This window comes from Streptomyces bungoensis (assembly GCF_001514215.1).
Classification (GTDB): Bacteria; Actinomycetota; Actinomycetes; order Streptomycetales; family Streptomycetaceae; genus Streptomyces; species Streptomyces bungoensis.
Window position 1 is genome coordinate 24279 of record NZ_KQ948866.1, and the last position, 17365, is coordinate 41643.

Here is a 17365-nt window from a genome sequence, read left to right on the forward strand (position 1 = left end):
GACCGCTCAGTCGGTCACGTACTGACGCATACCGGGGATGGTCAGGTTGCCGCCGAACTGGGCCGCCTGGACCACGTGGACCTTGGTCATGTAGATCAGCGGGATGTTCAGCGGGGGCGGGCTGTCGGGACTGAAGGTGACGTGGACCAGCCCCAGCAGGTTCCCCGAGATGCTCTCGGTGTACATCACGGTGTCGCCCCCGCGGATCTTCGACGTGGAGCCCTCCGCCGCCTGCACGTGGTACGTCTTGCCCGACTGCTTGTCCTTCACGATCTGGTGCAGGTCATCGATGTCGGTGCCGCCCGAGATGACGTACTTGAGCACCTTCTTGACAGCGCCGCTGGCGGTCCTGACCTCAACGATGCCCTTGTAGTCCGCGCCCTTGAGCGTCAGCGCACTGGCGTCCAGGTACCACGGGTCGTCCGCCACCCGCACCTTGTTGTCGACGCCGCCCACCGCGTCGGTGGCCACCGGGCAGTCCGCCGCCGGCGTCGTGGAGCTCGCCGAGGGGCTGGGCGTGGCCGAGGCCGCCGCGTCCTTGACCGCCTGGGTGGTGTCCTGGGCCGTCTTGGAGACCTTGTCGGTGGTGCCCTTCACGGTGTCCCCGACCGTCTTGGCCGCCTTGGAGGCGGTGTCCTTGACGGTGCCGGTGACACTGCCCGTGCCCGAGGACGAGGAGTCCGGCGAGGACGACGTGGCGGACGCCGACGGGGACGGGGACGCGGACGGCGTCGGGCTCGCGGTCGTACCGGAGTCCTTGGTGCCGCCGGTGAGCACGTTGCCGATCGTGTCGCCGATGGTGTCCAGCAGGCCGCCGCCGCCGCTCTGGGACGCCGAGGGGGTCGGCGTGGCCGTGTCGCCGGAGCCCGAGGAGCCCGAACCCGGGTCGGAGGACCCGGAGGTCGCCGTCGGCTCGGGGGTGGACTTGTCGCCGGAACCTGAATCCGGCGAAGAGGTCCTGCCCGAGTCCTTCGTGTCCTTGGAGGTCGTCGGGGCCTTGGTGGCGGCGCTCGCCGTGGGGGTCGGCGTCGCCGTGCCACCGGACTCGCTCGCGGACGGCGACGGCGAGGACGAGGAGTCCAGCGCCTTGACGCAGTCCGTGTAGTCCGCGGCCTTCTGGCTGTTGGACGTCCCGGCGCTGTCCGCGATCGCGAGCGACGACGTGAAGCCCAGGCCCATCAGCACGGCCGTCGGCATCGCCACGGAGGCTATCGCCTTGCCGGCCGGCATGTGGAACCTGACGAACAGCGGCCTCCTGGGGGCCGCGTGGCGGGGCCCGGTTCTCGCACGGGAGCCGTCCACATCGGCCCCGTGGGTCACCTCGTCAGCCGGCACTGTGCCTCCCGTTCGCCCCGTTGGCCGGGCTCGTTCCTGACAGGTCGTTCGACTCTTCCACCACGCCCTGGTCCTGGTACGACAGCGGTGCGGCCTCGGGGGCGGCGCCCTCGCCCGGTTCCGCCCCGGCCGGCGGCTCCGGCTGCGGCGGCGCGCCCGGCGCCCAGGAGACGGCCAGCGCGCCGCCCACGAGGGCCAGGAGGAAGCCGACGATGAAACCACCGAAGTTGGACACGGGAAGGGACACCAGCGCCAGCAGGATCGCGGCCACGCCGGCGAACGTCCGCACGTGCTTCTGGAACCAGAGGGTGAAGCCCAGGACGATGAGCAGCACGCCGATGATCAGGGACCCGGCTCCCGCAGTGGTGGACATCGCAAGCGTCAGATGACCGAGCTGGAGGTGGTAGTACGGGAAGTAAATGATCGGAAAGCCGCCGAGCATGACGAACAGGCCGGCCCAGAACGGCCGGGTGCCCCGCCAGGCGCGGAACTGCGACCTCCGGCGATCGAACTGGCCGGATGCGGCAGGAGTCTCGGCGCTCATGGAAAGCTCCCTGGTGCGGCTTGCTGTATTGGGGGGTCGTACGTGCGACGGAGATGTGGGGGGCGCGTGCAGACGCGGGTGACGGTGCAACGGGCGGGAGGTCCGTCGGCCCCCCGCCCGTCACGCCCTGCTCAGTGCAGCTGGCACTCGTCGGTGCCCGACGACAGCGCCATGTGCAGACCGCTGAGCTTGAACGTCGCCGCCGTGGTGGCCCACGCGTGCTGGCTCACGTCGGTCAGCACCGCCTCGTCGGCCTGCTGGGCGAAACCGGCCGGGTTCGCCTTGTCACCCGGGTGTATGCCCTTGGTGGTCTCCCCCGCAGCAACACCGATGTCGATGTTGCTGAAGGTGGCGTTCGCATCGAGGTCGTTGACGTCGATGTAGAGGTTCTCGGCATGCACCGGCGTCTTGCTGCCGGCGGTCAGCTTCAGGGTGACCGTACCCACGAACGGCAGGTTCGGCGTGACCACGGACTGGCACATGTCCGTGATGTCCGCGGAGCTGAAACCGGACACGGCCACCGCGTGAGCGGCGTCCTTCTTGCCCGACATGCTGTAGCCGGTGTCGATGGCCCCGTACTGGACGAAGTCCTTGCCGTCGAGCTTCGAGGCGGTGACCTTGAACTCCTGGCCCGACACACTGAACGACGCGGCGAGCGCGCCCTGCGCGAGTGCCACACCGACACACGCCGTGGCGGCGACGCTGGGCACCATGACCACAGCGAACCGCTTCCATCTGGTCCCGCCACGCACCTGGGACTCCATATTTCCTCCTTCTCGGACGTACATCTCCTGACCCTGACTCGCCCCCCGAGTAGGCGGCTCAGCCAGGCAGGGATGGGAGAAGTGCTACGTCCTCGGGAAGGGGAGCGCCCGTACTCGGAGGCGCGAACCGCGCCCGAATCACCGGCGATCACCCCCGAGCGACAACCACTGGTCGCGCCTGACACACATCACGCACAACCTTCTGGACAGGCTCCACCGATCCGGCGAAGACCCCCCTGCCCTAGAGCCGGCGCCACTGCCGCCGGCTCTGCCCGGTGGGGACCCAGAGTCCCCGCGACCCGGCCGGCTGCCGGGGTACGGGAATGGACCGAGCGTCGCCGATCGTGGTGCATTCTCGGCCCGGACACAAGGGGGTTCGTTACTCGCTAGTAACGGCCGGATAACCGAAGGGCGACCCACTGATCTCGAACGGCGACACTCGGTGGCACCCGAGGGCAGAGCAAAGCCGTTGATCTCTGGACGAATCCAGACAGATCAACGGCCTTGTCTTACTCCGAGTAACAGTCGCCGCTATTACCAAGATTTGGTAAAGCGGGGTCGCCCTGACAGGTCGTCGGCCAATCTTTCACCCCGGCATCACAAGCCGTGGCGTTTAGTGACTGGTCAGAACAGGGCGCGGGCGAGCGCCCGGCGCGCGCCCACCACGCGCGGGTCCTCGGGACCCACGACCTCGAACAACTCCAGCAGCCGGCGCCGTACCGCGTCCCGGTCGTCACCCGCCGTGCGCCGCACGGTGTCGATGAGCCGGCCGAAGGCGTCGTCCACGTGACCGCCCACCAGGTCCAGGTCGGCGGCGGCGATCTGCGCCGCGACGTCGCCCGGCTTCTCGGCGGCCTCCTTGCGCACTTGCTGCGGGTCGGCGTCCTGCACCCGCTGGAGCAACTCGGCCTGCGCGAGGCCCAGTTTGGCCTCGGTGTTGCCCGGGTCGTCGGAGAGGACGTTCTTGTAGGCCTGCACGGCCCCGCCCAGGTCCCCGGCGTCCAGGGCCTGCACGGCGGCCTCGAGCAGGGCGTCGTACGGCCCCGCGGGCGCCTCCTGGCGTACGGGCGCGCCCGGCTGCGCGTCCGGGTCGACGGTCAGGCCGGTCAGCCCGAAGCGCTGCTCGGCCACCTGCACCAGCTGGTCCAGGGTCTGCCGGATCTGCTGCTCGCCGGCGGCACCCTGGAAGAGGGGCAGCGCCTGTCCGGCCACGACGGCGAACACGGCCGGGATGCCCTGCACCCCGAACTGCTGCATCAGCATCTGGTTGGCGTCGACGTCGATCTTGGCGAGGAGGAAGCGCCCGTTGTACTCGACGGCCAGCCGCTCCAGGACCGGGCTCAGCTGCTTGCAGGGCTGACACCACTCGGCCCAGAAATCGATGACGACGGGGACTTCGGCGGACCGCTGCAGGACATCCTGCTCGAAGCCCGCCTCGTCGACGTCGATGACGAGATCGGCCGGGGAGACGGCCCCCGCGCCGCCCTGCCGGGCGGACTCGGCGCGCGCCTGCTCTGCCTTGGCCTTGGCTTCCTGGGCCGCCTTCACCGCGGCGAGGTCGACCACACCGCTCATGGACATGTTCCGTGGCTGCATGCGTCTATCCTCCCCCGTTCCCGCGCATGAAGAAAAAACCGGTGTGGGTGCGGCGCCGGGTCCCCACCCCACGCCAGTGGTCGTCGCCCGTGTACGTCCCTCACGAGCTTTCGCTACGACCCGTAGCGTAATGCCCTGCGGACACCCGGCGACACCACATCCCGGTGATCTCCCTCACGACCGCACAGATCCCGCCGGTTATGGTCGGGACATGCAGAGTCGTACGCCCGCCGGCCGCACCGGACGCCCGCGCAGCGCCGCCGCGGACGCCGCGATCCTGGCGGCCACGCGCCAGGCGCTGGTGGAACTGGGCTGGTCACGGCTCACCCTGGGGGACGTCGCGACCCGGGCCGGGGTGGCCAAGACGACCCTGTACCGCCGCTGGGCGGGCAAGCACGAACTCGTGGTCGACGCGGTGGCGGAGCTCTTCGACGAACTCGAACTGCCCGACAGCGGCAGTCTGTCCGCCGACATCGAGGGCGTGGTGCTGCAGTTCGCGGCGATCCTGGCCCGCCCCGAGGCGAAGAGTGGCCTGATGGCGGCGGTCGCCGAATCGACCCGCGACGACGCCCTGCGCGAACGCGTCCGCACCTCCATCGTGGAACGCCAGAAGCGCCTCGTCATGGAGGGCCGCTCCCGCGCCCAGAGCCGCGGCGAACTCCCCCCGGAACCCGACCCGGCGGAGGCCGCCCGCACGGCCGACCTGATCTTCGACATGGTGGCCGGAGCGGTGGTCCACCGCACCCTGGTGAGCGGCCAGCCGGCGGACGAGGAGTGGGTACGCAGCTTCACCCGGGTGCTGCTGCAGGGTCTGGCTTCGGCATAGGCCTGCGCTCAGGAACCGTCCCCGGCTCCGACCGAAAGGCAGGGCTCGACTCGGGCTCGGGGGTCGTTCCCGGCGCCCCCTGGAAGGCAGGGCTCAGCTCGGGGCCGGGCCCAGGGTCGTCCCGGACGCGCGCCCGGAAGGCAGCGCTCGGCCCGAGGCTGAGCGTTCCTCCCGGACGCCACCCAAAAGTCATGACTCGACCCGGGCCCGTGGCTCGAGGGTCGTCCCGGACGTCACCCGAAAGGCAGCGCTCGGCCCGAGGCTGAGGCTCCCTCCCGGACGCCACCCAAAGTCAGGACTCGGCCCGGACCCGGGGCCCAGGGCTTCTCCCGGACGCCACCCGAAAGACAGGGCTCGGCCCGGCCCCGGGGCCCAGGGCTTCTCCCGGACGCCACCCGAAAGACAGGGCTCGGCCCGGACCCGGGGCCCAGGGCTTCTCCCGGACGCCACCCGAAAGACAGGGCTCGGCCCGGACCCGGGGCCCAGAATCCCGCCCAAGCGCCCGCCCGGCCGCGGTCGCCACCGGGCCCGGGCCCGGTGGCCAGGGTCCGTCCCACCCAGGCGCCCGCACGGCTGGGGTCGCCGCGGGCCCGGCCCCCGATGGCCGGGGTCCGGCCCAGGCGCCCGGGAGGCCGCGGCGGCACGCGCCCGGGACCAGGGGGCCAAGGACCGGTCCAGGCGCCCGCAAAGGCGTCTGGACCGGGGTCAGGGGGCCGGAGCCCCCTGGGTCGCCCGTGGCGGGCGCCGGGCGGCTAGAAGCCGGCCGGCTCCGTGTACACGCCCCACTCGTCCCGCAGCACCCCGCAGATCTCCCCCAGCGTCGCCTCCGCGCGGACCGCGTCCAGCATCGGCTCGATCATGTTGGAGCCGGTGCGCGCCGCGTCCAGCATGGCGTCCAGCGCCGCACGCACCGCGGCGTCGTCCCGCGCGCCCTTGCGCTCGCCCAGGATGCGGACCTGCTCGCGCTCCACCTCGTGGCTGACCCGCAGGATCTCGAGGTCTCCGGTGACGGACCCGGTGTGGACGTTGACGCCCACCACCCTCTTGTCACCCTTCTCCAGGGCCTGCTGGTAGCGGAACGCGGACTCCGCGATCTCGCCGGTGAACCAGCCGTCCTCGATGCCCCGCAGGATCCCGGAGGTGATCGGGCCGATCGGGTGCCGCCCGTCCGGGTGAGCCCGAAGGCCCCGCTCCTTGATCTGCTCGAAGATCTTCTCCGCGTCCGCCTCGATCCGGTCCGTCAGCTGCTCGACGTACCAGGCGCCGCCCAGCGGGTCGGCGACGTTGGCGACGCCGGTCTCCTCCATCAGGACCTGCTGGGTGCGCAGCGCGATCTCCGCGGCCTGCTCGCTCGGCAGGGCGAGGGTCTCGTCCAGCGCGTTGGTGTGCAGCGAGTTGGTCCCGCCGAGTACGGCGGCCAGCGCCTCCACGGCCGTGCGCACCACGTTGTTGTACGGCTGCTGGGCGGTCAGCGAGACGCCCGCGGTCTGCGTGTGGAAGCGCAGCCACTGCGCCTTCTCGCTCCGCGCGCCGTAGACGTCCCGCATCCACCGCGCCCAGATGCGCCGGGCGGCGCGGAACTTGGCGATCTCCTCGAAGAAGTCGAGGTGGGCGTCGAAGAAGAAGGACAGTCCGGGGGCGAACACGTCCACGTCCAGGCCGCGGCTGAGGCCCAGCTCGACGTACCCGAACCCGTCCGCGAGGGTGTACGCCAGTTCCTGGGCGGCCGTCGCGCCCGCCTCACGGATGTGGTAGCCGGAGACGGAGAGCGGCTTGTAGGCGGGGATGCCGGCCGCGCAGTACTCCATCAGGTCGCCGATGAGGCGCAGATGGGGCTCGGGCTGGAAGAGCCACTCCTTCTGGGCGATGTACTCCTTGAAGATGTCGGTCTGCAGCGTGCCGTTGAGCACCGACGGGTCCACGCCCTGCCGCTCGGCGGCGACCAGGTACATGCAGAAGACGGGGACGGCGGGGCCGCTGATCGTCATCGACGTCGTGACGTCGCCGAGCGGGATGTCCTTGAACAGGACCTCCATGTCGGCCGCCGAGTCGATGGCCACCCCGCAGTGCCCGACCTCGCCGAGCGAGCGCGGGTCGTCGGAGTCGCGGCCCATGAGCGTCGGCATGTCGAACGCCACGGACAGGCCCCCGCCGCCCGCGGCGAGGATCATCTTGTAGCGCTCGTTGGTCTGCTCGGCGTTGCCGAACCCGGCGAACTGCCGGATCGTCCAGGTCCGCCCCCGGTAGCCGGTCGGGTGGAGCCCGCGCGTGAACGGGTACTCCCCGGGCCAGCCGATCCGCTCGAACCCCTCGTAGGCGTCCCCCGGCCGGGGTCCGTACACCGGCTCCACGGGGTCGCCGGAGAGCGTGGTGAAGTCTGCGTCGCGCTTGCGCGCGGCGTCGTAGCGGGCCTGCCAGCGCCGGCGGCCCTCCTCGATCGCGTGAGCGTCCATACCCTCGAATTTACTTGGACGTCCTAGTAAATGTCGATGGGCCCCTGCCACTCGGTACTCGAGTGGCGCTGGAGCGACGCCTGTGCGGGTGCCCCGGGCGGGCACCCGGCGACGCGGCGGGTCAGGCCTCGGCGACGGCCGCGGCGGGGTCGGCGACGCGGCCCTCCAGCTCGCGGCTGACCTTGCGCTCGACGAAGAAGGCGGCCGTGGGGACCGTACCGGCCAGCAGCACCCACAGCTGCTTGCCGACCGGCCACTTCGCCTTGGAGCCCAGGTCGAAGGCGAAGACCAGGTAGACGACGTAGAGCCAGCCGTGCGCGATGCCGACGAAGGTGGTGAACTTGTCGGCGCCGTCGATGTGCAGCCCGTACTTGGCGATCACGCCCAGGGTCAGCAGGACCAGCAGCACGCCGGTGACGTAGGCCATGACGCGGTAGCGGGTGAGCACGCTCTTCTTCATGCCGTCGAGCGTAACCGCCCGTTCCGGGAGATCTTGCCCCGGGTCACCCCGCCGCGGGGCCCGTGTCAGCCCTCGTCGAAGTCGTGCGCCGCGATCCGCAGCGGCCGCAGGATGGCGAAGATCTCCGCGCACTCCTCGGCGTCGTAGACCCCCAGGCCGAAGTCCATGGCCATCAGGTCGCGGGTGGCCGCGTCGACCACCTCGCGGCCCTTGTCGGTGATCACGGCGAGGGTGCCGCGGCCGTCGTTGGGGTTGGGGCGCTTGGCCACCAGGCCGGAGCGGACCAGCCGGTCCACGGTGTTCGTCACGGACGTGGGGTGCACCATCAGACGCTCGCCGATCTTGGACATCGGCAGCTCACCGGCCTTGGAGAAGGTGAGCAGCACCAGCGCCTCGTACCGCGCGAAGGTCAGCCCGTACGGCTTGACGACCGCGTCGACCTCGGCCAGCAGGATCTGCTGGGCCCGCATGATCGAGGTGATCGCGGCCATCGCGGGCACGTTTCCCCAGCGCTGCTTCCACAGCTCGTCGGCACGCGCGATGGGGTCGAAGGGGAGGCTGAGTGGCTTCGGCACGTCACCAGACCCTACCCGCCGGTCATATGCCGGTCAGCCCTGTCTCGGGTTTCGGTCGCCCGGGGCCGTCCGGGTGATGTGTGTCACACCCTTCGTGACCTGCCGGCTCAGCGGCGGTTCGTGCGGCGCAGGTGGTGGCGTACGGCGCGCTGGGCGACCGGGCCCAGCTCCTCCAGGGCCGCGACCAGGGCGCCCAGCTGTTCCAGGGCGTCCAGGGCCGCGTGCGCGCCCGCCCCGTCCACGCCCTCGTACAGCTCGATGCCGACGAAGGAGGCGGCGAGGGCGCGGGCGAGTCCGGCCGGGTCGGTGAACTCGCCGAACGGGGTGGTGGCGAGCACCCGGCGCAGCACCTGCTCGATCTCGGCGATCCACAGCTCCAGACCGGCCGCCGTCGCGGGGCCCAGCGCGGCGTGGGTCTGGGCGCCGGCCAGCAACTGGCCGAGCAGGGCCACGTGCCCTCCGGCCCGTTCCTCCTCGTGGATCTCCCGGCCGACGGCGAGGAGCTCGGAGAGCGAGGCGACCGAGGCGAGGCGGGAGCGGTGGCGGGCCACGGAGTTCTCGGCGCCGTAGCGGCAGGCGGCGGCGAGCAGCTCGTCGACGGAGCCGAAGTGGTAGAAGACCAGCGCCTGGTTCACCCCGGCCGCCGAGGCGACCGTACGGGCGGAGGCCTTGGCGATGCCCTGCTCGGTGAGCGTGCGCAGCGCCCCTTCGAGGAGTTTGACCTTGGTCTCCTGGGACTTGGCCGTCTCGGCCTTGGCCCGTTCCGGGGTCATGCGCGCGCCTCCTCCCGCACCGGGCGCAGCCCGGGCCGGACGCCGCACGTGCGCAGGTCGGTGTACGACGCCGTGAAGCTGCCCTCGTAGCCGAAGAGCGGCCCGAAGCGGCGGTTGACCACGCGGACCCGGATGCGGAACCGGTCCGCGGCGTCGTCGTAGGACTCGCGCACCTCCGCCGCGGCGCCGACCAGCTCGGGCACGCGCACGTCCACCGGGCCCTCGCGGAAGCGGTGCTCACCGGAGCGGACGAGGAGGGAGCCGTCGGGTTCGGCGGAGAAGTGCAGCTCGCTGGCGAGGTGCTGGTGGGTGCCGAGGTAGTCGAGGATGCGGTCACCCCGGGGGCCGAGCACCATCTGGGCGTCGAAGCGGCGGGAGCGGCCGGGCAGGTAGAAGGTGCGCACGAACGTCACCGTCTCACGGCCGAAGGTGTCGGTGTACGGCACGTTCTCGATGACGAAGGGCACGTCGCGGCCGGCGCGCGGCAGGAGGATGTTGCGGGTGGCGCCGAGGGCCAGGAACGGCTTCACGAACGCCGGGCCGTGCCAGATCCGGTGCATCACGCCCCGGCCGGTGCAGGCCTCGCCGCTCGCCAGCCCCACCGAGAAGCGGCGCCGGAGCTGGGGGTGGAGGCGGTCGAAGGCGTCGCCCATCGCGGTGCGGAAGATCGAGGTCATACGGGCTTCTCCAGGGTGCACAGGACGCGCGGCGCGCGCGTGGCGGTCACCGGGGCGCGCAGGCAGCGGCGGGCGGCCGGAGTGGCGGCGAGCGGGGCCTTGAACAGGGCCAGGGAGAGGGCGACGACCAGGAGCAGCGGGCAGAAGTAGGCCAGGGCGGGCGCGAGGGAGCCGAAGGGGCTCAGGGAGGGCTCGAGGACGAGGCCGGCCAGGCAGCCGGCGAGCACGAGCGTGCGCACGGCCAGTTCGGCCAGCCAGTTGACCAGGGCGCGCTCGGGGGTGATGCCCCGCTCCAGCCACAGCCGCAGCCTGTCGAAGGACCAGGCGGTCGCCCAGCCCATCAGCGGCCGGAACAGCAGCCGGTCGGCGACGGCGCCGAAGGCGCCCCAGCGGGGGCGGTAGTCGTAGCCGGTGAGGAAGCGGACCCCGTCGGACTCGGGGACGTAGCGCCAGTAGCCGCTGCCCTCGGCGAGCAGGGAGAGGGGGTGCGGGCAGGAGAAGCGCAGGGCGGAGGTGCGGGTGCCGTCGGGGCGCTGCTTCTCGCCGGCGGCGACGCCGGTGCCGGACAGGGTGAGCAGCGGCAGCACGCGCGTGGCGTACCGGAAGCGCCGCGGTCCGCCCTCCGCACCGGGGAGGTAGGTGATCTCGGTGAACCGCAGGTCCCAGCGCTGGTGCTGGGCGGGGTCCTGGGTGCGCGCCCAGAGGTCGTCCAGGTCGGCGCCGATACGTGTCTCTATGTAGAGACCCATGGTGTTCCCCCACGTCAGGATCCTCTTTGAGCGACCGCTCAAATGCTCTGCCGGAGAAAGGTACACCTCTTTGAGCGATCGCTCAAAGAGGTGGGACGGGAAAACCCCGGCCCACGAGGGGCCGGGGTTCGGTGTCGCGGCGCCCGCCGGCTACCGCGCCAGGTGCCGCTCGACGGTCTCGACCTTGGAGGTGAGGCCGCCGGTCACGCCGGGCCGGATGTCGGCCTTGAGGACGAGCGAGACGCGCGGGGCGCGCTCCTCGACGGCGGCGACGGCGCGCCGGACCACGTCCATGACCTCGTCCCACTCCCCTTCGACGGAGGTGAACATGGCGTCGGTGCGGTTCGGCAGTCCCGACTCGCGCACCACCCGGACGGCCTCGGCGACGTACTCCCCCACGTCCTCGCCGACGCCCAGCGGTGTCACGGAGAAGGCGACGATCATGCGTTCACGACCCCTTCCTTGCGGGCCCGGGAGGCGATGACCGCGTCCTCGGCCTCGCGGCGCAGCCGGCGTTCGGCGAAGAAGCCGCCGGTGGGCAGGACGGAGAGGACGAAGTACAGGGCGGCGGTGCCCAGCGGCCACCTGGCGCGGTTCCAGGCGTCCGCCCAGAAGACCAGGTAGAGGATGAACAGCACGCCGTGGACCGCGCCCATCACGGGCACCGCGTTGAAGTCCGTGGTCCGCTTCAGGACCGAGCAGACGAGCAGGACCAGGAAGGACACGGCCTCGGGCGCCGAGACCAGGCGGAGGCGGCGGAGGGAGGTGGCGGTCTTGATGTCCACGGATCACCTTCGGTGGGAGTCGCGACGACGGGCTGTCGTTTGTGAATGCACGCACAAGCGTTCGTCCATTGTGGCAAACGAAGCCCGTAAGGGTGCGCTCAGGGTCGTTCTCCACCCGCCGGGCCTGTTCCCTCCACCCGCTCGGCCGCTACGTTTCGCAGCGTGGCGATGTTCCGACTCCAAGGCAGCAAGGTCCTCGCCGTCGACATGACCGGGGACGCCGTGAAGGCGAAGAACGGCTCGATGGTCGCGTACGACGGGCAGATGGCCTTCAAGAAGTTGACCGGTGGCGGCGAGGGGCTGCGCGGGATGGTGACCCGGCGGCTCACCGGCGAGCAGATGACGGTGATGGAGGTGAGGGGGCAGGGGACCTGCTGGTTCGCGGACCGGGCGTCCGAGATCAACCTGGTCAGCCTGCGGGGCGACAGGCTCTGCGTCGAGTCGAGCAACCTGCTCGCGACCGACGCCGGACTGCGGACGGGGACGACGTTCACCGGGCTGCGCGGCGCCTCGCAGGGCAACGGGCTGTTCACGACGACCGTCGAGGGCCACGGGCAGGCGGCGATCATGTCGGACGGGCCGGCGGTGGTGCTCCGGGTCAGCCCGCAGTACCCGCTGGTCGTCGACCCCGGCGCGTACATCGCGCACCAGGGCGACGTACGGCAGTCCTTCCAGTCCGGTGTGACCTTCCGCACCTTCTTCGGCGAGGGCGGCGGCGAGGCCTTCCAGATCCGCTTCGAGGGGGACGGGCTGGTCTACGTCCAGCCCAGCGAGCGGAACACGATCGCGGGGGACCTGTGAGATGAGCTTCAGAGAGATCAACTCCAAGATGGTCGAGGCGACCGTGCTGCCCGGGCAGCGGCTGTTCAGCCAGCGCGGGGCGATGCTCGCCTACCAGGGGGACGTGTCCTTCACGCCCAGCATCCAGGGGGGCCAGGGCGGGCTGATGTCCATGATCGGGCGCCGCGTGGCCGGCGAGGCGACGCCGCTGATGACCGTGGAGGGCAGCGGCACGGTCTTCTTCGGGCACGGCGGCCACCACGTCCACGTCATCACGCTCTCCGGCGACACGCTGTACGTCGAGGCGGACCGGCTGCTCGCGTTCGAGGGCACCCTGCGGCAGGGGACGATGTTCCTGGGCTCCCAGGGCGGGGTGATGGGCATGGTGCGCGGCCAGGTCACCGGGCAGGGGCTGTTCACGACCACCCTCCAGGGCCGGGGCTCGGTGGCCGTGATGGCGCACGGCGGCGTCTTCGAGATCCCGATCACGCCCCAGCGCCCGGTCCACGTGGACCCGCAGGCGTACGTCGCGCACCACGGCGACGTGCGCAACAAGCTGTCCACGGCGCTCGGGTGGCGTGACATGGTGGGCCGCGGCTCCGGCGAGGCGTTCCAGCTGGAGCTGAGCGGCAGCGGCACGGTCTACGTCCAGGCCTCGGAGGAGAAGCTGTGAGCGCGTACGGAACCCCCGGCGGACCCGTGGTGCACGACCCCATGACGCTGCCCGCCGACGACAACGTGAACGCGTACACGTTCTGCGTCGAGCTCAAGGCCGGGCAGTGGTTCCTGCAGAAGGGGAAGATGATCGCCTACTACGGGGCGATCGAGTTCAACGGCATCGGGCACGGGCGACTTGACCGGCTTGTCCGTACGTCCTTCCATTCGCCACTGCACGCGAGCGACTGGGTCGTCGCGGAGGGTTCGGGCAAGATGCTGCTCGCCGACCGGGCCTTCGACGTCAATTCGTACGACCTGGACGACGGGAACTTGACCATTCGCGCGGGCAATCTGCTCGCTTTTCAGCCAAGTCTCGCACTCAAGCAGTCGATCGTGCCGGGTTTTCTGACCCTTATCGGAACCGGAAAGTTTGTCGCCGCATCTAACGGTCCGGTGGTGTTCATGGAACCTCCCCTCCGGGTGGACCCCCAGGCACTCGTCGGGTGGGCCGACTGCCCGTCGCCGTGCCACCACTACGACCACGGGTACCTCACGGGTGTCATGGGCGGTCTACGTGCGATGACGGGCCTGGGCGGGGCTTCCGGCGAGGAGCACCAGTTCGAGTTCGTCGGCGCCGGGACGGTTCTGCTGCAGTCGAGCGAGGCCCTCATGGCGGAGCAGCCGACGGGGGCCGTTCCGTCCGCGCCGGGTGTGCCCGGTGGTGGCGGAGCGGCACCGGGTGGACACGGTCCGCAAGCGTCGGGTGCACCGCGCCTTCCCGGACAGCTGGGAGACCTCCAGCGTCGCTTCGGGCTGTGAGCGGTAGTCTGCGGAGTGTGACGTCGAACGCGTGCGCACTGTCACACCACCCGAAGTAGTTCGTCATTCAACTTCTTAGGTAGACTTCACTCATGGAGACCGAGACGGCCACGCGCTGGCTGACCGATGCGGAGCAGTGCGCCTGGCGCACCCACCTGGAGGTCAACAGGCTGTTGACGTACCAGCTGGAAAAGGATCTGCAGCCGTTCGGCCTGACGATGAACGACTACGAGATCCTCGTCAATCTGTCCGAGTCGGACGACGTGCGGATGCGGATGAGCGACCTGGCCTCCGCGACCCTGCAGTCCAAGAGCCGGCTCTCGCACCAGATCACGCGGATGGAGAACGCGAACCTGGTGCGGCGCGAGAACTGCGAGTCCGACCGGCGGGGGCTGTACGCCGTGCTGACCGAGCACGGCATGGAGACGATGAAGAAGGTCGCGCCGCACCACGTGGCGTCGGTGCGGCGGCACTTCATCGATCTGCTGTCGCCGGACACGCTGATAGAACTCGACAAGGCGCTGAAGCCGATCGCCGAGCACCTGCGGGGACAGCGGGGGCGTCTCTGAGAGCCGGCCGGAGCCTCCAGGGCGCCGGGTGACCGGCCCTGGGGGCCGCCCGGCCCTCCGGGCCCCCGCTTCGGCCCCCGGACGGGCCTCAGCCCTGTGTCAGCCCCGCCACCAGCTCGTCCGCCGCGCGGTAGGGGTCCAGTTCGCCCGCCACTATGCGCTCGGCCAGGGCGCTGAGCCGGCGGTCGCCGTGCAGGTCGCCGATGCGCTCCCGCAGGGCCGTGACCGCGATCGTCTCGACCTCGCGGGCGGCGCGGGCGCGGCGGCGCTCGGTGAGCACGCCGCGCTCCTCCATCCACGCCCGGTGCTTCTCCAGGGCCTCCACGACCTCGTCGACGCCCTCGGCGCGGGCCGCGACCGTCTTGACGATCGGGGGCCGCCAGTCGCCGGGCCCCCGGGACTCGCCCAGGCTCAGCATGTGGTTCAGCTCGCGCGCGGTGGCGTCGGCGCCGTCGCGGTCGGCCTTGTTGACGACGTAGACGTCGCCGATCTCGAGGATGCCCGCCTTCGCCGCCTGGATGCCGTCGCCCATGCCCGGAGCCAGGAGGACGACGGAGGTGTCCGCCTGGGAGGCGATCTCCACCTCCGACTGGCCCACGCCGACCGTCTCGACCAGGATCACGTCGCAGCCGGCCGCGTCGAGGACGCGGATCGCCTGGGGGGCCGCCCAGGCGAGGCCGCCCAGATGGCCTCGCGTGGCCATGGAGCGGATGTAGACGCCGGGGTCGGAGGCGTGCTCCGACATCCGGACCCGGTCGCCGAGCAGGGCGCCGCCGGAGAACGGGGAGGAGGGGTCGACGGCCAGGACGCCGACCCGTTTGCCCTGTTTGCGGTACGCGGTGACGAGCGCGGAGGTCGAGGTCGACTTGCCCACGCCCGGCGAGCCCGTCAGGCCGACCACGTAGGCGTTGCCGGTCAGCGGCGCGAGCGTCCGCATGACCTCCCTGAGCTGCGGGGACGCCCCCTCGACGAGGGAGATCAGCCGGGCCACGGCCCGCGGCCGGCCTTCCCTGGCCTGGTCCACCAGAGAGGAGACGTCCTGCATCACAGCTCCGTTCACTCGTGAGAAGTAAGGCTCAGGCCTTCGGTACCCGCACGATCAGGGCGTCGCCCTGGCCGCCGCCACCGCACAGCGCGGCCGCGCCGACCCCGCCGCCGCGCCGCTTGAGCTCCAGCGCCAAGTGGAGCACGAGACGGGCGCCGGACATGCCGATCGGGTGGCCGAGGGCGATCGCGCCGCCGTTGACGTTCACCTTTTCCGTGGACACGCCGAGGTCCTTCATTGACTGCACGGCGACCGCGGCGAAGGCCTCGTTGATCTCGATGAGGTCGAGGTCGGAGACCTCCAGGCCCTCCTTCTTCAGGGCGTGCCGGATGGCGTTGGACGGCTGGGACTGGAGGCTGTTGTCCGGGCCGGCCACGTTGCCGTGCGCGCCGATCTCGGCGAGCCAGGTCAGGCCGAGCTCCTCGGCCTTGGCCCGGCTCATCACGACCACGGCCGCCGCACCGTCCGAGATCTGCGAGGAGGAGCCGGCGGTGATCGTGCCGTCCTTGGTGAACGCCGGGCGCAGCTTGCCCAGGGACTCCGCGGTGGTGTCGCCGCGGATGCCCTCGTCCTTGCTGAACAGGACCGGGTCGCCCTTGCGCTGCGGGATCTCCACCGGGGTGATCTCGGCCTCGAAGATGCCGTTCTTCTGCGCGGCGGCGGCCCGCTGGTGCGACAGCGCGGCGATCTCGTCCTGCTCGGCGCGGCCGAGGCCGAGGCGGGTGTTGTGCTTCTCCGTGGACTCGCCCATGGCGATGTTCTCGAACGAGTCGGTCAGGCCGTCGTAGGCCATCGCGTCGAGCATCTGCACCGCGCCGTACTTGAAGCCCTCGCGGGACTTCGGCAGCAGGTGGGGGGCGTTCGTCATGGACTCCTGGCCGCCGGCGACGACGATGTCGAACTCGCCGGCGCGGATCAGCTGGTCGGCCAGCGCGATGGCGTCGAGGCCGGACAGGCACACCTTGTTGATGGTGAGCGCCGGGACGCTCATCGGGATGCCGGCCTTGACCGCGGCCTGGCGGGCCGGGATCTGGCCCGCCCCGGCCTGGAGCACCTGGCCCATGATCACGTACTGCACCTGGTCGCCGCCGATCCCCGCACGGTCGAGGGCGGCCTTGATCGCGAAGCCGCCGAGGTCGGCTCCGGAGAAGGACTTCAGAGAGCCCAGCAGTCGTCCCATGGGCGTACGCGCGCCCGCGACGATCACTGAGCTGTTCGTTCCAGAAGGCATGAGCTGCGATCCCCTTACCGGCCTGCCCAGGCCGAGGAGTGAACGAGGGTTTACTTCGAATGTACTGAGTGGCACTCCGTGCCGTCATCGGCCCGTCAGTGTGATCGCGCGCACGTTGCGTAACCACCGCGGTGGCGCTGCACTGAGAACATGCTGACGCGAATCGACCACATCGGGATCGCCTGCCACGACCTCGACGCGACCGTCGAGTTCTACCGGGCCACGTACGGCTTCGAGGTGTTCCACACCGAGGTCAACGAGGAGCAGGGCGTGCGCGAGGCCATGCTCCGGATCAACGGCACCTCGGACGGCGGAGCCTCCTACCTCCAGTTGCTGGAACCCACCCGCGAGGACTCCACCGTCGCCAAGTGGCTCGCCAAGAACGGGCAGGGTGTCCACCACATCGCCTTCGGTACGGCGGACGTCGACGCCGACTCCGAGGAGATCCGCGGCAAGGGCGTACGCGTTCTGTACGACGAGCCACGACGCGGCTCCATGGGGTCGCGGATCACCTTCCTGCACCCCAAGGACTGCCACGGTGTCCTGACAGAACTGGTCACTTCGGCCCCTGTTGAGTCGCCCGAGCACTGACCCCCGTACATAAGGGCCGGTAGGGTTGGGGGCGGTCGTCCCTGTAGGCGGGGGACGGCCGCATGCCGGGGTCCGGGTTTCGGGGGACGAGCGTCGGGGCAGCAGCCCGTGCTCCGCCGTTGATCTGACACCATTC

At 70.9% G+C, this 17365-nt stretch carries 20 protein-coding genes; 6 read left to right on the forward strand and 14 right to left on the reverse strand.

Going from position 1 to position 17365, the window contains the following annotated elements:
- Positions 1-6 precede the first annotated feature (6 nt).
- The 4 genes from AQJ66_RS26435 to AQJ66_RS26450 all read right to left on the reverse strand — a co-directional run bounded on the left by AQJ66_RS26435 (position 7) and on the right by AQJ66_RS26450 (position 4239).
- Positions 7-1335: a hypothetical protein gene (locus AQJ66_RS26435; protein WP_208611466.1), complete on the reverse strand. Its 1329-nt coding sequence runs from the start codon at positions 1333-1335 to the stop codon at positions 7-9.
- Positions 1325-1879, reverse strand: a complete 555-nt coding sequence (locus tag AQJ66_RS26440) for a DUF6114 domain-containing protein (protein WP_061927051.1) — start codon at positions 1877-1879, stop codon at positions 1325-1327. The genes AQJ66_RS26435 and AQJ66_RS26440 overlap by 11 nt, the downstream gene beginning before the upstream one ends.
- Before the next feature lie 131 nt (positions 1880-2010).
- A complete protein-coding gene (locus tag AQJ66_RS26445) occupies positions 2011-2643 on the reverse strand; it encodes a DUF6230 family protein (RefSeq protein WP_061927053.1) in 633 nt (210 codons plus the stop codon).
- A gap of 624 nt (positions 2644-3267) precedes the next feature.
- Positions 3268-4239, reverse strand: a complete 972-nt coding sequence (locus AQJ66_RS26450; RefSeq protein ID WP_061927055.1) for a tetratricopeptide repeat protein — start codon at positions 4237-4239, stop codon at positions 3268-3270.
- 211 nt (positions 4240-4450) lie between these two features.
- On the opposite strand from AQJ66_RS26450, the gene AQJ66_RS26455 reads away from it, so the two are divergent.
- Positions 4451-5065: a TetR/AcrR family transcriptional regulator gene (locus AQJ66_RS26455; RefSeq protein ID WP_061927057.1), complete on the forward strand. Its 615-nt coding sequence runs from the start codon at positions 4451-4453 to the stop codon at positions 5063-5065.
- Positions 5066-5817: 752 nt separating this feature from the next.
- On the opposite strand, the gene icmA is transcribed toward AQJ66_RS26455, so the two are convergent.
- The 8 genes from icmA to AQJ66_RS26495 all read right to left on the reverse strand — a co-directional run bounded on the left by icmA (position 5818) and on the right by AQJ66_RS26495 (position 11537).
- Positions 5818-7518 (reverse strand): coenzyme B12-dependent isobutyryl-CoA mutase large subunit, encoded by a 1701-nt coding sequence (gene icmA, locus AQJ66_RS26460; protein ID WP_061927059.1) that lies wholly within the window; start codon positions 7516-7518, stop codon positions 5818-5820.
- Between the two features lie 121 nt (positions 7519-7639).
- The gene (locus tag AQJ66_RS26465; RefSeq protein ID WP_061927061.1) at positions 7640-7978 is read right to left on the reverse strand and encodes a DUF3817 domain-containing protein; all 339 of its coding nucleotides are present in this window, start codon (positions 7976-7978) and stop codon (positions 7640-7642) included.
- A gap of 65 nt (positions 7979-8043) precedes the next feature.
- The gene (locus AQJ66_RS26470) at positions 8044-8553 is read right to left on the reverse strand and encodes a MarR family winged helix-turn-helix transcriptional regulator (RefSeq protein ID WP_061927063.1); all 510 of its coding nucleotides are present in this window, start codon (positions 8551-8553) and stop codon (positions 8044-8046) included.
- Positions 8554-8660: 107 nt separating this feature from the next.
- Positions 8661-9326, reverse strand: a complete 666-nt coding sequence (locus AQJ66_RS26475; RefSeq protein ID WP_061927065.1) for a TetR/AcrR family transcriptional regulator — start codon at positions 9324-9326, stop codon at positions 8661-8663.
- Positions 9323-10003 (reverse strand): DUF4166 domain-containing protein, encoded by a 681-nt coding sequence (locus AQJ66_RS26480; protein WP_061927067.1) that lies wholly within the window; start codon positions 10001-10003, stop codon positions 9323-9325. Before AQJ66_RS26480 ends, AQJ66_RS26475 begins: the two co-directional genes overlap by 4 nt.
- The gene (locus AQJ66_RS26485) at positions 10000-10752 is read right to left on the reverse strand and encodes a hypothetical protein (RefSeq protein WP_061927070.1); all 753 of its coding nucleotides are present in this window, start codon (positions 10750-10752) and stop codon (positions 10000-10002) included. The genes AQJ66_RS26480 and AQJ66_RS26485 overlap by 4 nt, the downstream gene beginning before the upstream one ends.
- A gap of 150 nt (positions 10753-10902) precedes the next feature.
- Entirely contained in the window at positions 10903-11196 is a 294-nt protein-coding gene (locus AQJ66_RS26490) for an MTH1187 family thiamine-binding protein (protein ID WP_061927072.1), read from the reverse strand.
- The gene (locus tag AQJ66_RS26495; RefSeq protein WP_061927075.1) at positions 11193-11537 is read right to left on the reverse strand and encodes a DUF3817 domain-containing protein; all 345 of its coding nucleotides are present in this window, start codon (positions 11535-11537) and stop codon (positions 11193-11195) included. Before AQJ66_RS26495 ends, AQJ66_RS26490 begins: the two co-directional genes overlap by 4 nt.
- Before the next feature lie 168 nt (positions 11538-11705).
- Here AQJ66_RS26495 and AQJ66_RS26500 point away from each other — a divergent pair, with 168 nt between their 5' ends.
- The 4 genes from AQJ66_RS26500 to AQJ66_RS26515 all read left to right on the forward strand — a co-directional run bounded on the left by AQJ66_RS26500 (position 11706) and on the right by AQJ66_RS26515 (position 14362).
- Positions 11706-12338 (forward strand): AIM24 family protein, encoded by a 633-nt coding sequence (locus tag AQJ66_RS26500; RefSeq protein WP_061927077.1) that lies wholly within the window; start codon positions 11706-11708, stop codon positions 12336-12338.
- Position 12339: 1 nt separating this feature from the next.
- Positions 12340-12990 carry an AIM24 family protein gene (locus AQJ66_RS26505; RefSeq protein ID WP_061927079.1) on the forward strand — a complete coding sequence of 217 codons (651 nt, stop codon included), beginning with the start codon at positions 12340-12342 and terminating at the stop codon, positions 12988-12990.
- Positions 12987-13793, forward strand: a complete 807-nt coding sequence (locus tag AQJ66_RS26510) for an AIM24 family protein (RefSeq protein ID WP_061927081.1) — start codon at positions 12987-12989, stop codon at positions 13791-13793. Before AQJ66_RS26505 ends, AQJ66_RS26510 begins: the two co-directional genes overlap by 4 nt.
- A 92-nt stretch (positions 13794-13885) precedes the next feature.
- Entirely contained in the window at positions 13886-14362 is a 477-nt protein-coding gene (locus AQJ66_RS26515; protein WP_061927083.1) for a MarR family winged helix-turn-helix transcriptional regulator, read from the forward strand.
- Positions 14363-14450: 88 nt separating this feature from the next.
- On the opposite strand, the gene meaB is transcribed toward AQJ66_RS26515, so the two are convergent.
- Positions 14451-15407, reverse strand: a complete 957-nt coding sequence (gene meaB, locus AQJ66_RS26520; RefSeq protein WP_061927085.1) for a methylmalonyl Co-A mutase-associated GTPase MeaB — start codon at positions 15405-15407, stop codon at positions 14451-14453.
- 31 nt (positions 15408-15438) lie between these two features.
- A complete protein-coding gene (locus tag AQJ66_RS26525; protein ID WP_208611467.1) occupies positions 15439-16638 on the reverse strand; it encodes an acetyl-CoA C-acetyltransferase in 1200 nt (399 codons plus the stop codon).
- Positions 16639-16788: 150 nt separating this feature from the next.
- Between AQJ66_RS26525 and mce the strand changes: the two genes are divergently transcribed.
- The gene (gene mce / locus AQJ66_RS26530) at positions 16789-17229 is read left to right on the forward strand and encodes a methylmalonyl-CoA epimerase (protein WP_061927089.1); all 441 of its coding nucleotides are present in this window, start codon (positions 16789-16791) and stop codon (positions 17227-17229) included.
- The last annotated feature ends 136 nt before the right edge of the window (positions 17230-17365 follow it).

Excerpts from the sequence above, each read along its gene's own strand:
- AQJ66_RS26440 (WP_061927051.1), bottom strand. The coding sequence starts at position 1,879 with ATGAGCGCCGAGACTCCTGCCGCATCCGGCCAGTTCGATCGCCGGAGG.
- AQJ66_RS26445 (WP_061927053.1), bottom strand. The coding sequence starts at position 2,643 with ATGGAGTCCCAGGTGCGTGGCGGGACCAGATGGAAGCGGTTCGCTGTG.
- AQJ66_RS26450 (WP_061927055.1), bottom strand. The coding sequence starts at position 4,239 with ATGCAGCCACGGAACATGTCCATGAGCGGTGTGGTCGACCTCGCCGCG.
- AQJ66_RS26455 (WP_061927057.1), top strand. The coding sequence starts at position 4,451 with ATGCAGAGTCGTACGCCCGCCGGCCGCACCGGACGCCCGCGCAGCGCC.
- icmA (WP_061927059.1), bottom strand. The coding sequence starts at position 7,518 with ATGGACGCTCACGCGATCGAGGAGGGCCGCCGGCGCTGGCAGGCCCGC.
- AQJ66_RS26465 (WP_061927061.1), bottom strand. The coding sequence starts at position 7,978 with ATGAAGAAGAGCGTGCTCACCCGCTACCGCGTCATGGCCTACGTCACC.
- AQJ66_RS26475 (WP_061927065.1), bottom strand. The coding sequence starts at position 9,326 with ATGACCCCGGAACGGGCCAAGGCCGAGACGGCCAAGTCCCAGGAGACC.
- AQJ66_RS26480 (WP_061927067.1), bottom strand. The coding sequence starts at position 10,003 with ATGACCTCGATCTTCCGCACCGCGATGGGCGACGCCTTCGACCGCCTC.
- AQJ66_RS26485 (WP_061927070.1), bottom strand. The coding sequence starts at position 10,752 with ATGGGTCTCTACATAGAGACACGTATCGGCGCCGACCTGGACGACCTC.
- AQJ66_RS26490 (WP_061927072.1), bottom strand. The coding sequence starts at position 11,196 with ATGATCGTCGCCTTCTCCGTGACACCGCTGGGCGTCGGCGAGGACGTG.
- AQJ66_RS26500 (WP_061927077.1), top strand. The coding sequence starts at position 11,706 with ATGTTCCGACTCCAAGGCAGCAAGGTCCTCGCCGTCGACATGACCGGG.
- AQJ66_RS26505 (WP_061927079.1), top strand. The coding sequence starts at position 12,340 with ATGAGCTTCAGAGAGATCAACTCCAAGATGGTCGAGGCGACCGTGCTG.
- AQJ66_RS26515 (WP_061927083.1), top strand. The coding sequence starts at position 13,886 with ATGGAGACCGAGACGGCCACGCGCTGGCTGACCGATGCGGAGCAGTGC.
- meaB (WP_061927085.1), bottom strand. The coding sequence starts at position 15,407 with ATGCAGGACGTCTCCTCTCTGGTGGACCAGGCCAGGGAAGGCCGGCCG.
- AQJ66_RS26525 (WP_208611467.1), bottom strand. The coding sequence starts at position 16,638 with ATGCCTTCTGGAACGAACAGCTCAGTGATCGTCGCGGGCGCGCGTACG.
- mce (WP_061927089.1), top strand. The coding sequence starts at position 16,789 with ATGCTGACGCGAATCGACCACATCGGGATCGCCTGCCACGACCTCGAC.